The sequence below is a fragment of the Roseicyclus sp. genome (assembly GCF_052168335.1).
In the GTDB taxonomy this organism is placed as follows: Bacteria; Pseudomonadota; Alphaproteobacteria; order Rhodobacterales; family Rhodobacteraceae; genus Roseibacterium.
Genome location: NZ_JBQLZP010000667.1, coordinates 1 through 11046 on the forward strand (window position 1 = coordinate 1; position 11046 = coordinate 11046).

13 protein-coding genes are annotated in these 11046 nt (G+C 70.5%); 8 read left to right on the plus strand and 5 right to left on the minus strand.

The genetic code is table 11. The features are described from left to right. Together ACTS11_RS20325 and ACTS11_RS20330 are read right to left on the minus strand one after the other, a co-directional pair. The coding region (locus ACTS11_RS20325) for a hypothetical protein (protein ID WP_442642101.1) at window positions 1-237 on the minus strand (237 nt) is incomplete at its 3' end. A 119-nt stretch (window positions 238-356) separates the two neighbouring features. Next, window positions 357-1181 carry a sulfotransferase family protein gene (locus ACTS11_RS20330; protein ID WP_442642102.1) on the minus strand — a complete coding sequence of 275 codons (825 nt, stop codon included), beginning with the start codon at window positions 1179-1181 and terminating at the stop codon, window positions 357-359. Between the two features lie 153 nt (window positions 1182-1334). Between ACTS11_RS20330 and ACTS11_RS20335 the strand changes: the two genes are divergently transcribed. From ACTS11_RS20335 to ACTS11_RS20350, 4 genes are all read left to right on the plus strand, one after another. Further along, on the plus strand, window positions 1335-2912 hold the full coding sequence (locus ACTS11_RS20335; protein ID WP_442642103.1) for a DUF5928 domain-containing protein: 1578 nt from the start codon (window positions 1335-1337) through the stop codon (window positions 2910-2912). 14 nt (window positions 2913-2926) lie between these two features. After that, entirely contained in the window at window positions 2927-3307 is a 381-nt protein-coding gene (locus ACTS11_RS20340) for an HIT domain-containing protein (protein ID WP_442642104.1), read from the plus strand. A gap of 232 nt (window positions 3308-3539) precedes the next feature. Further along, a complete protein-coding gene (locus tag ACTS11_RS20345; RefSeq protein ID WP_442642113.1) occupies window positions 3540-3863 on the plus strand; it encodes a DUF1203 domain-containing protein in 324 nt (107 codons plus the stop codon). A 113-nt stretch (window positions 3864-3976) separates the two neighbouring features. Further along, complete coding sequence (locus ACTS11_RS20350) at window positions 3977-4180, plus strand: zinc-finger domain-containing protein (RefSeq protein WP_442642105.1); 204 nt, start codon at window positions 3977-3979, stop codon at window positions 4178-4180. Window positions 4181-4182: 2 nt separating this feature from the next. Here ACTS11_RS20350 and ACTS11_RS20355 read toward each other — a convergent pair whose 3' ends face one another. Next, window positions 4183-4740 carry a hypothetical protein gene (locus ACTS11_RS20355; protein ID WP_442642106.1) on the minus strand — a complete coding sequence of 186 codons (558 nt, stop codon included), beginning with the start codon at window positions 4738-4740 and terminating at the stop codon, window positions 4183-4185. On the opposite strand from ACTS11_RS20355, the gene polA reads away from it, so the two are divergent. The 4 genes from polA to ACTS11_RS20375 are packed head-to-tail and all read left to right on the plus strand — an operon-like array spanning window position 4717 to window position 9021. Beyond that, a complete protein-coding gene (gene polA / locus ACTS11_RS20360; protein ID WP_442642107.1) occupies window positions 4717-7524 on the plus strand; it encodes a DNA polymerase I in 2808 nt (935 codons plus the stop codon). The two genes, ACTS11_RS20355 and polA, sit on opposite strands and share 24 nt — an antisense overlap. Then, a complete protein-coding gene (locus ACTS11_RS20365) occupies window positions 7524-7883 on the plus strand; it encodes an MmcQ/YjbR family DNA-binding protein (protein ID WP_442642108.1) in 360 nt (119 codons plus the stop codon). The genes polA and ACTS11_RS20365 overlap by 1 nt, the downstream gene beginning before the upstream one ends. Further along, window positions 7880-8461 (plus strand): pseudouridine synthase, encoded by a 582-nt coding sequence (locus ACTS11_RS20370; RefSeq protein WP_442642109.1) that lies wholly within the window; start codon window positions 7880-7882, stop codon window positions 8459-8461. Before ACTS11_RS20365 ends, ACTS11_RS20370 begins: the two co-directional genes overlap by 4 nt. Continuing rightward, window positions 8458-9021, plus strand: coding sequence for a YdeI/OmpD-associated family protein (locus tag ACTS11_RS20375; RefSeq protein ID WP_442642110.1), 564 nt, complete (start codon window positions 8458-8460; stop codon window positions 9019-9021). The genes ACTS11_RS20370 and ACTS11_RS20375 overlap by 4 nt, the downstream gene beginning before the upstream one ends. Window positions 9022-9230: 209 nt before the next feature. Here the strand turns inward: ACTS11_RS20375 and ACTS11_RS20380 are convergent, their stop codons facing one another. Both ACTS11_RS20380 and ACTS11_RS20385 read right to left on the minus strand, forming a co-directional pair. Continuing rightward, the gene (locus ACTS11_RS20380) at window positions 9231-9566 is read right to left on the minus strand and encodes a carboxymuconolactone decarboxylase family protein (RefSeq protein WP_442642111.1); all 336 of its coding nucleotides are present in this window, start codon (window positions 9564-9566) and stop codon (window positions 9231-9233) included. Between the two features lie 157 nt (window positions 9567-9723). After that, window positions 9724-11046, minus strand: a 1323-nt coding sequence (locus ACTS11_RS20385) for a pyruvate dehydrogenase complex dihydrolipoamide acetyltransferase (protein WP_442642112.1), incomplete at its 5' end; no start/stop codon positions are given.

Here is an 11046-nt window from a genome sequence, read left to right on the forward strand (position 1 = left end):
CCGCTCCAGCGTCGAGACGGCGGCCTCGTAGTCGCGCATCCGCACCGAGAGGCGGGCGTATTGCAGCATGAGCGCGCGGTCGGACGGGGCGTCGAGCATCCGCGCGAAGACGGCGGCGCGCTCGGCCGAGATCGCTGCGTCCTGCGCCACACCAGGGGCGGGCGACAGCGCGAGCGCGATGGCGAGGCCTGCCGCGACCCTCGTTGAAACGGGTTTCAGCCTTCGCATCCTCGACATGTCACACCTGCCAGCCCACCGTTAACAACAAGTGATCGGGACGCTAGCCAGCGCCGAATCGCGAATCAATGCGGGAAAACCCTGCGGCGGCCGCTCCGCACGTCATTGCGGCAGATGGGTCACGCCGGGTCGCCAAGCTTGGCGTGCACCTCGTCGAGGTCGATCTCGCCCGTCGGCATCTTGTTGGCGGGGTTCGCGAAGTCGTAGCGGAAGAGGTCGAAGTCGCTCTTGTAGATCTCGTAGACCAGATGCATCGACAGGTCGTCGAAGTAGTCCTCGACCGGATGCGCGCGCTTCGGCCCGTGCCCCTCGCTCTCGTTGAAGCGCGGCACGTCGGACAGGTCCAGCGGATGCGCCGTCTCGGTCCGGTCGAGCACGACCTGCATCCCTTCGTCGAACCTCTCGGTCCAGAAGATGTGGTCGTAGCGCCCGCCATTGACCACGAAGGTCGAGATGTGGCCCGACATCGAGGACCAGTGGATGTCGGGGTCCATCGGCCGGCGCCAGCGGATGGTGTCGCGCGCGAAGAGGAGAAAGCGGCGGAAGCTGCGGATCTGGTCGAACTCCTCCTTGCCGTCCTCGCCGCCGACCTCGATCCCGTATTTCTGGATCAGGAGCGGCACGAGATTGCCGCGGTAGCGCCGGCCGTTGCGCTGGATGCCGCAGATCTTGTCGAAAAAGCTCGACAGGATGCGCGTGTAGGGGTTGCGCACGCAGGTGAAGGCGAAGCCGCGGTGATCGCGGATATTGGCCTCGATCAGCGGCTGGCTGCCCTCGAAGGCCCACTTGTGCATCCCTTCGGCCGCGTCGTGGATGTCGCCGTCGTAGAAGCGGCCGTTGTCGCTGTAGTACATGATCTGGCCGATGGTCGAGCAGGCGCACTTGGGCACCACGCGGTAGACCATGCTCTCGCTGGTCGTCATCCAGGTTCCGGGAAAGCCCATCTCCGCCTCTCGTCCGCCGACTGCTCCGGCCGCCCCCGTCTTGCCGCGGGGGCCGCCCGTGCGACAAAGAAGCAAAGAAGTGGTGCTTCTTCAATCTCCGTGCGCTATGGCTGACGCAACAAAAAGCGGGCAGTGACGCGTATCGTAGCGGACATGGCAAAGATCGCCTTCATTCTCCTCTGTCACAAGGACCCCGAGGCCATCATCCGCCAGGCCGAGCGGCTGACCGCGACGGGCGACTGCGTCGCGATCCATTTCGACGCCCGCGCGCCCTCCGAGACCTATGCGAGGATCACCGAGGCGCTGAAGGACAACGCCGGCGTCGCCTTCGCCGCGCGGCGGGTGAAATGCGGCTGGGGCGAGTGGAGCCTCGTGCGCGCCACGCTCAACGCCGTCGAGGCGGCGGTCGAGGCCTTCCCGCGCGCCACGCATTTCTACATGCTCTCGGGCGACTGCGCGGCGGTGAAGTCGGCGGCCTACGCCCACGCCTTCCTCGATGGCGCCGACCGCGACTACATCGAGAGCTTCGATTTCTTCGCCTCGGACTGGATCAAGACCGGCCTCAAGCGCGAGCGGCTGGTCTACCGCCACGTCGTCAACGAGCGCACGCGGCAGAAGCTGTTCTACGGCCTGCTCGCGCTGCAGCGGCGCCTCCGGCTCGAGCGGCGCATCCCCGCGGACATCCAGGTGATGATCGGCAGCCAGTGGTGGTGCCTCCGGCGCCGCACGATCGAGGCGATTCTCGCGTTCATCCGCAAGCGCCCCGACGTGGTGCGCTTCTTCCGCACGACCTGGATCCCCGACGAGACCTTCTTCCAGACGATGGTCCGCCACCTCGTTCCCGCCCGCGAGATCGAGAGCCGCACGCTGACCTTCAAGATGTTCTCCGATTACGGGATGCCCGTCACCTTCTACAACGACCAGTACGACCTGCTGATTTCCCAGGACTATCTCTTCGCGCGCAAGATCAGCCCGGAGGCGAAGGTGCTGAAGGAGCGGCTCGGGCGGCTGTGGGTGTCGGACCGGACCGACTTCACGGTCAGCCAGGAGGGCCCGAAGCTCTATGCCTTCCTCACCGGGCGCGGGCGGATCGGGCGGCGCTTCGGCACCCGCTTCTGGGAACGCGAGAGCACGCTCGGCCCGGATCGCGAGCTCTACATGATCGTCTGCAAGAAATGGCACGTCGCCAAGCGGATGCTGCACGCGGCGGAGGACCGGCTGGCGATCCGGGGGGTGGAGTACCTCTTCGACGAGGCGGCCTGCCCGGTGCCGCACCTGGGCGGCATCGAGCGCACGCTGGAGAAACGCAACCGTCACCGCCGCGCGATCATGCGGATGCTGTTCGACTACTACGGCACCGACCGGCTGATGATCTGCCTCGACCCCGCGAACATCGACCTGATGCGCGACTTCATGTCGGACCGCGCCAACGCGCGCATCCTCGAGCTGCAATGCGTCTTCGACGACCAGTATCTCGTGGGCCATGCGCGGCGCGTCGGCCTCGCCACCGACCGGACGCCCGACGAGGTGATCCAGCGCATGCTGCCGACGCTGCGCCACGAGTTCGACGACCAGTCCGTGCGCATCCGCGAGGCGGAGTTCCAGAACCACTGGCGCCTGCGCCAGGACCGGGCCCCCGCCGAGAACGCGGCGGTGCTCGCCGACTATTTCGACATCGACGCCGATACGGGCTATGCCCTGGCGGAGACGCCCTACCTCTTCTCGGACTGAAGGACCGCGCGCCCATGGCCTACGCCTACGACGACCAGAACATCTTCGCGAAGATCCTCCGCGGCGAGATCCCGAACGCGACCGTGCTGGAGACCGAGCACACGCTCGCCTTCAACGACATCCGCCCGCAGGCCCCGGTCCACGTCCTGGTGATCCCGAAGGGACGCTACGTCACCTTCGACGACTTCGCGGCCCATGCGAGCCCGGAGGAGATCGTCGATTTCCACCGCGTGGCCGCCCGGATCGTGGCGGAGGCGGGGATCGGGCCGGGCGCGGGCGGCGCGGGCTACCGCACCATCTCGAACGCGGGCGCGGACGCGGTGCAGGAAGTGCCGCACTACCATCTCCACATCCTCGCGGGCCGGCCGCTCGGGCGGATGCTCGACCGCGGCTGAGGCCGCCCGGGCGGTGCGGCCCCCCTCCGGGGCGCCGCGCGCCTTTCCTCTCGCCTGCGGCTCGGGTCGGGGGGCGCCGCCCCCCGGGCCTGCGGCCCTCCCCCCGGCGGTATTTGGGGAAAGATGAAGGGGCGAAGGCCCAGATTCCGGGTCGCGGAGGGCGCGTGTGGAGGGCAGGAACGGGGCGTCCTGCGGAAGGAGACGCACCGCATGACGATCCGAGACGAAGGCCATTCGACGGGCGGGCCCGACGCCTAAGGCAACCGGGCCGAGGTCTGCGGGATCTCCGGCGGAACCGGGGCGCCCTGCCGGCACGGTCTGCGGGACGTGCCGGCGGGCCAGGCGGTCCTGGTGCTCCTCCGCCTCGGCAGACGACCGGGTGAGGGGCTCGTCGGCGGAGGAGCGGATCGTCCACGGGACGGGCGGGATCGTGGCGCGGGAGGTCGTGGCGGGGCGGGCGGCGGAGCTGCCGGCCGATCCGCGCGTGGCCTTCGTCGACATCCGTTCGGCGCGGAACTGCTGCTTTCTCGCGCGGGCGCGGCGGGCGCAGGCCTGACCCGGCGGAGCGGAAAGTGGCGATGCGCGATGCGGCCGCGCGGCAATGCCCGGCTTGCCCGCGCGCTCCCGATTTGCCATATCGGCGCGAGACCGAACCGAGGACGCCGCGCCATGCCCATCGAGCCGCCCGAGACCGAGATCGTCACGACCTGGCGCGTGTCCTGCGACGGGGGCGAGGGGGCGCTCGGCCATCCGCGCGTCTGGCTCTCCGTCGACCACGTGCTCGGCTATGTCGAGTGCGGCTATTGCGACAAGAAGTTCGTGCATGCCGACTTCGCCGGGCCTGCGGCGGAGTCGGGCCCCGGGCGGGCCTGAGCTCACATCATCAGGACGTCCTCCGTCCCGCAGCGCAGCGTGACGCGGCCCGGCTCGCGCGCGACGAACTCGGCGATGGCGTGACCGGACCAGCCCTCGACCGGGCGGCCGTCGAGCGTGGTGCCCGTGCCGATGGCGGTGCCGGTCGGGCCGTCGATGCTGGTATGGGCGACGCTGCCCTCGGTGCCGTCGGAGCAGGCGAACTCGGCCCGGCCGATGGTGCTGTCCCAGGTGCCCTCGCAGGTCGCGCCGCCGTAGAGCTCGCCGTGGAGCGCCCCGTGGAGCGCCCCGTGAAGCGCCCCGTGAAGCGCCCCGTGGAGCGTGCCCTTGTCCCGGCCGACGGAGCCGCCCACGAAGCGCGTGTCGCCGCCGATGCAGGCGACGACATGGGCGCAGCTCTCGGGGTGGCCCGCGCGCAGGACGCAGTCGGGGGCGAGGCGCAACTGCGCATCGGCCGCGGCGGCGAAAAACAAGGTCGCGCCCGCGAGGAGCGCGGGGTAGAACCGGGCGGCGACAGGAGCGGGGCGGAGGGCGTCATGGCATTCGGAAAAGGTCATCATCTTCACCTCGTCGATGGATCCGCCTTCATCTTCCGCGCCTATCACGCCCTGCCGCCGCTGACGCGGAAGTCCGACGGGCTGCCCATCGGGGCGGTCGCCGGCTTCTGCAACATGGTGCACCGGATGATCGAGGCCAATACCGGCCCCGACGCGCCGACGCATGCCGCCGTCGTCTTCGACAAGGGCAGCCACACGTTCCGCAACGACCTCTACGACCTCTACAAGGCGAACCGCGACGAGATGCCGGAGGACCTGCGCCCGCAGATCCCGCTGACGCGGGAGGCGACGCGGGCCTTCAACCTCGCCTGTCTCGAGCTCGCGAACTACGAGGCCGACGACATCATCGCGACGCTCGCCCGCCAGGCGCGCGAGGCGGGGGGGCGGGTGACGATCATCTCCTCGGACAAGGACCTGATGCAGCTCGTCGGCGGCGGCGTCGAGATGTTCGACGCGATGAAGAACGTGCGCATCGACAGCGAGGGGGTCGAGGCCAAGTTCGGGGTCTCGCCCGACAAGGTGGTGGACGTGCAGGCCCTGGCGGGCGACAGCGTCGACAACATCCCCGGCGCGCCCGGGATCGGGGTGAAGACCGCGGCGCTGCTGATCAACGAGTTCGGGGATCTCGAGACGCTCCTCGCGCGAGCGGAGGAGGTTCCCCAGCCCAAGCGGCGCCAGACGCTGATCGACTTCGCCGAGCAGATCCGGCTGTCGAAACGGCTCGTGACGCTCGACGACCGGGTGCCGCTGGAAGAGACGCTCGACGATCTCGAGGTGCGGGAGCCGGACACCGAGACGCTGATGGAGTTCCTCGCGAAGATGGAGTTCCGCACGCTCAGCCGCCGGATCGCCGGCGAGAAGGGCGTCGAGGCGCCCGTGATCCCGGATGCGGCGCCCGAGGGGTCGGAGGAGGGCGGGCCGGTCGAGGGCGCGCCGGAGTTTCCGCCGATCGACACCGGGGCCTACGAGATCGTGCGCGACCTCGCGGGGCTCGCGCCCTGGCTCGAGGCGGCGCGGGCGCGCGGCGTCCTGGCCTTCGACACCGAGACCACCTCGCTCGACGAGATGAGCTGCGATCTGGTGGGCGTGTCGCTCGCCGTCGCGCCGGGGCGGGCCTGCTACATCCCGCTCTGTCACCGGGGCGAGGGCGACGGGCTCTTCGCCGACAGCGCGCTCGCCGAGGGGCAGATGGGGCTTCGGGACTGCCTGGACGCGCTCAGGCCCGTGCTCGAGGACGACGCTATCCTCAAGGTCGCGCAGAACGCGAAATACGACGTGAAGGTGCTCAGCCGCTACGGGATCGAGGTCGCGCCGGTGGACGACACGATGCTCCTGTCCTACGCGATGAACGCGGGGCTTCACGGCCACGGGATGGACACGCTGGCCGAGCGCTACCTCGCGCATTCCTGCATCCCGATCAAGGAGTTGATCGGCTCGGGCAAGGCGCAGGTGACGTTCGACCGCGTCCCGATCGACAAGGCCGGTCCCTACGCCGCCGAGGACGCCGACGTGACGCTGCGGCTCTGGCACCTCTTCAGGCCGCAGCTGCACCGCGCGCGTGTCACCACCGTCTACGAGACGCTGGAGCGGCCGCTCGTCCCGGTGCTGGCGCGGATGGAGCGGGCGGGCATCAAGGTCGACCGCGACACGCTGTCCCGCATGTGGAACGCCTTCGCGCAGAAGATGGCGGGGCTCGAGGCCGAGATCCAGGAGCTTGCGGGCGAGACCTTCAACGTCGGGAGCCCCGCGCAGCTCGGCGAGATCCTGTTCGAGAAGATGGGCCTGCCCGGCGGGCAGAAGGGCAAGACGGGCAAGTATTCCACCCCCGCCGACGTGCTCGAGGACCTCGCGACCGAGCACGACCTGCCGCGCCGGGTGCTCGACTGGCGGCAGCTGCAGAAGCTGAAGTCGACCTATACCGACGCGCTGCAGGAGCACATCAACGCCGAGACGGGGCGCGTCCACACCTCCTATTCGATCGCGGGCGCGAACACCGGGCGGCTCGCGTCCACGGACCCGAACCTCCAGAACATCCCCGTGCGGACCGAGGAGGGGCGGCGCATCCGCGAGGCCTTCGTGGCCGAGGCGGGCAAGGTGCTGGTCAGCCTCGACTATTCGCAGATCGAGCTGCGCATCCTCGCCCATATCGCGGGGATCGACGCGCTGAAGGAGGCGTTCCGCGAGGGGCAGGACATCCACGCCGCGACCGCGTCCGAGATGTTCAACGTCCCCCTCGACCGGATGACGCCCGAGATCCGGCGTCAGGCCAAGGCGATCAACTTCGGCGTGATCTACGGCATCTCGGGCTTCGGGCTCGCGCGCAACCTGCGCATCCCGCGGGCCGAGGCGCAGGGCTTCATCGACCGCTATTTCGAGCGCTTCCCTGGCATCCGAGCCTACATGGACGAGACCAAGGGCTTCGCCCGGAAGAACGGCTATGTCGAGACGCTCTTCGGCCGCAAGATCCACACGCCCGAGATCAACGCCAAGGGCCCGACCGCGGGCTTCGCGCAGCGCGCCGCGATCAACGCGCCGATCCAGGGCACCGCCGCCGACGTGATCCGCCGGGCGATGATCCGCATGGAGGACGCGATCGACGGGCTGCCCGCGAGGATGCTCCTCCAGGTCCACGACGAGCTTCTCTTCGAGGTGGAGGAGGGGGCCGCCGAGACCCTGATCGCGCGGGCCCGCGAGGTGATGGAGGGCGCGGCGCATCCGGCGGTGCATCTCTCGGTGCCGCTGGTGGTCGACGCGGGTCAGGGCGCGAACTGGGCCGAGGCGCACTGATGCCCGCCATCGCGACCTGGGAGGAGCTGCGCGCGCTCGCCCTGTCGCTGGGCCTGCCGGAGGTCGAGGACGCCGTGAGCTGGGGCAACCCCAACCTCAAGGCGCACGGCAAGATGTGGTGCTGGTGGTCGCCCTACAGGGACGCCGCCTGCTTCAAGGGCGGTATCGAGGAGCGCGCGGTCCTGCACGAGGCCGACCCCGAGACCTTCCTCCTCCATCCGCATTACGCCAACCACGGTATCCTGCTGGTCGCCGCCGGACGGATCGGGCGCGACTGGGCCGAGGCGCGGCTCAGGCGGACCTGGGAGGAGGCGGCGCCGAAACGCTGGCTCGCGCAATGGCGGGCCGGGCAGGGATGAGCCGCCCGCGCCCGCGTCCCCGCCGCCCGAAGGAGCCGACGCGCCTCGTCGCCTTCAACAAGCCGATGAACGTGCTCAGCCAGTTCACCGACGACGGGCAATGGCCGGGGCTCGGGCGGTATCTCGACTTGCCGGGGATGTATCCCGCCGGGCGCCTCGACCGGGACAGCGAAGGGCTGCTCCTGCTGACCAACGACGGAGGGCTCCAGGCGCGGATCACGTCGCCGAAGTCCGGGACGCCCAAGACCTACTTCGCCCAGGTGGAGGGGGAGCCTTCCGCCGAAGCGCTGGAGGCGCTGCGCGCGGGCGTGACGCTGAACGACGGTCCGACGCGGCCCGCCGTGGTGGAGGCGGTGGAGGCGCCGAGCTGGCTCTGGCCGCGCGACCCGCCCGTGCGCTTCCGCAAGTCGGTGCCGGAGGCCTGGCTGCGGCTCACGATCACCGAGGGGCGCAACCGGCAGGTGCGGCGCATGTGTGCGCAGGTGGGCCTGCCGGTCCTGCGCCTCGTCCGCTGGTCGGTCGGGGCGCACACCTTGGAGGGGCTGCCGCCCGGCGGCTGGAAGGAGCTTCAGCCATGAGCGCGGAAACCGTCACGGTCGAGAGCCGGGCGGCGCTCCGGGACTGGCTCGCGGCGCACCACGCCACCTCCCCCGGCGTCTGGATCGCCACCTACAAGAAGCACCACCCGGCCTACCTCCCCTGGGGGCAGGCGGTGGAGGAGCTGCTGTGCTGGGGCTGGGTCGACGGGCAGGTGGCCGCCCTCGACGCCGACCGGATGCGCCACCGCTGCGCGGCGCGCAATCCGCGCTCGGCCTGGTCGGCGGTGAACAGGGAGATCGTGGCGCGGATGCGGGCCGAGGGCCTCATGACGCAAGCGGGCGAGGCGGTCATCGCCGCGGCGGAGGCGAACGGCATGTGGTCCTTCCTCGACGACGTGGAGCGGGGCGAGGTGCCGGACGACCTCGCCGCCGCGCTGGGGGAGTTGCGCCCCGTCTGGGACGCCTGGCCGCGGAGCGTGACGCGCGGCACGCTGGAATGGATCAAGACGGCGAAGACGGGGGAGACGCGGGCGCGCCGCATCGCGGAGGTGACGCAGAGCGCGGCGTCGGGGCTGCGGCCCGCGCCGTTCCGGCGCTGAGGGTGGCGCGCCGTTCCGGCGCTGAGGGGGTCAGCGTCGAGGGGGCGTTTTCCAAGGGAAAACGCGGGCAAAACGGATGTTTTGCCGGCCGGAAAACCTCCGTTTTCCGGCCCTCTCGGGCGAGGGTGGCGCGGTGTCCGAAACCGCGCGCGGTCCGCGCGGGGGCTCTTGCGTATTTCGGGAAAGATGAAGGGGCTGGCGCGCGCCCGTCAGTCGGCGAGCTGGTCGTAGGCCTCCATCACCTTGGCGCCGTACATGTAGCCCGGCCCGCCGTTCATCAGGACGCAGACGTTCACGACCTCGGCCATCTCGGCCCGTGTGGCGCCCGCGCGGATCGCCGCCTTCACGTGGAAGCCGATGCAGTCGACGCATTGCTTGGAGACCGCGATGGCGAGTGCGATCAGCTCCTTCTCCCGGGTGGAGAGCGCGCCCTCGGCCAGCGCCGCGTCGTGAAGCTCGTGGAAGCCCTGCGCCACGGCCGACTGCTCGGCGCGGAGGGGCTTCAGGAGCGTTGAGGTGTGGCGGAGCGTGTCTTTCCAGTCCATCGGGTGTCCCTGTCGTTGGCTTCCGCACCGATAGGCCGCGCCGCGCCCGCGCACCTTGCGGCAGATCAACCCCGCGAACGGAAACGGGGCCGCAGGCGTCTTTCGCGCGGCCCCGTCCCCTTGCGCCGCCGAACCTCCCCGGCGCCGCGATCCCGTGTCAGGCGAGCATCACCATCGGGTTCTCGATGTTCTCGACGATGGCCTGCAGGAGCTCGGCCCCGAGCGCGCCGTCGATGACCCGGTGATCGACGCTGAGCGTCACGCTCATCACGGTCGCCACGGCCAGTTCGCCGTCCGCGCCCACCACGGGCTTCTTCACGCCCGCGCCGACGGCGAGGATCGCGCCGTGGGGCGGGTTGATGACCGCGTCGAAGTTGTCGACCCCGTACATCCCGAGGTTCGAGATGGCGAAGGAGCCGCCCACGTATTCGTGCGGCGCGAGCTTGCGGTCCCGCGCGCGGGTGGCGAGGTCCTTCATCTCGGCCGAGAGGGCGGAGAGCGACTTCATGTGCGCGTCCTTGAGGACCGGGGTGAAGAGGCCGCCGTCGACCGCCACGGCCACGGCCACGTCCGAGGGCCCGAGCCGGAGGATGCGGTCGCCCGCCCAGACCGCGTTGGCGCCGGGCACGGCCTGCAGCGCGTTGGCGCAGGCCTTGATGACGAAGTCGTTGACGGAGAGCTTCACGCCGCGGGCTTCGAGCTGCTTGTTGAGCTGGCCCCGGAACTTCAGGAGCGCGTCGAGGCGGATGTCGCGGCGGAGGTAGAAATGCGGGATCGTCTGCTTGGCCTCGGTCAGGCGGGCGGCGACGGTCTTGCGCATCCCGTCGAGCTTGACCTCCTCGTAGTCGCGGCCCTCGTACATGCGGGCGACCTGGTCCGCGCCCATGCCCGCGGGCATCGCGGGCTTGGCGCCTTGCGTCGCGGCGGCGGCGGCCGGTTCGGGCGCCTTCGCGGCGGCGGCGGGCTGCGCCTCGGCCTTCTCCACGTCCGCCTTCACGATGCGGCCGTGGGGGCCGGAGCCCTTGATGGCGGAGAGGTCGAGGCCCCGGTCCTTCGCGATCCGGCGCGCCAGCGGCGAGGCGAAGACGCGCGCGCCGTCCGAGGCGGCCGGCGACGCCGCCGGGGCGGGGGCCGAGGCAGATGCAGGGGCCGCGCCCCGGCCATAGCCGCCCGCGGGCTCGGTCGGGGCCGAGGCCGCGGCGGGCGCGACATGGGAGGAGGCTTCCGGCGGCTTCTGTCCGCCCGTCGCGCCGATGTCGTCGGCGCTCTCGCCCTCCTCGAGCAGGACGGCGATGGGCGCGTTCACCTTCACGCCCTCGGTGCCCTCGGCCACGAGGATCTTGCCGATCACGCCCTCGTCAACGGCCTCGAATTCCATCGTGGCCTTGTCTGTCTCGATCTCGGCGAGGATGTCGCCGGCGCTGACCGTGTCGCCCTCCTTCACCAGCCAGCGGGCGAGCGTGCCGTCTTCCATCGTCGG

Bases quoted from the DNA above. Each gene is read 5' to 3' on its own strand.
- ACTS11_RS20330 (WP_442642102.1), bottom strand. From the start codon at position 1,181: ATGGGCTTTCCCGGAACCTGGATGACGACCAGCGAGAGCATGGTCTAC.
- ACTS11_RS20335 (WP_442642103.1), top strand. From the start codon at position 1,335: ATGGCAAAGATCGCCTTCATTCTCCTCTGTCACAAGGACCCCGAGGCC.
- ACTS11_RS20340 (WP_442642104.1), top strand. From the start codon at position 2,927: ATGGCCTACGCCTACGACGACCAGAACATCTTCGCGAAGATCCTCCGC.
- ACTS11_RS20350 (WP_442642105.1), top strand. From the start codon at position 3,977: ATGCCCATCGAGCCGCCCGAGACCGAGATCGTCACGACCTGGCGCGTG.
- polA (WP_442642107.1), top strand. From the start codon at position 4,717: ATGGCATTCGGAAAAGGTCATCATCTTCACCTCGTCGATGGATCCGCC.
- ACTS11_RS20355 (WP_442642106.1), bottom strand. From the start codon at position 4,740: ATGATGACCTTTTCCGAATGCCATGACGCCCTCCGCCCCGCTCCTGTC.
- ACTS11_RS20365 (WP_442642108.1), top strand. From the start codon at position 7,524: ATGCCCGCCATCGCGACCTGGGAGGAGCTGCGCGCGCTCGCCCTGTCG.
- ACTS11_RS20370 (WP_442642109.1), top strand. From the start codon at position 7,880: ATGAGCCGCCCGCGCCCGCGTCCCCGCCGCCCGAAGGAGCCGACGCGC.
- ACTS11_RS20375 (WP_442642110.1), top strand. From the start codon at position 8,458: ATGAGCGCGGAAACCGTCACGGTCGAGAGCCGGGCGGCGCTCCGGGAC.
- ACTS11_RS20380 (WP_442642111.1), bottom strand. From the start codon at position 9,566: ATGGACTGGAAAGACACGCTCCGCCACACCTCAACGCTCCTGAAGCCC.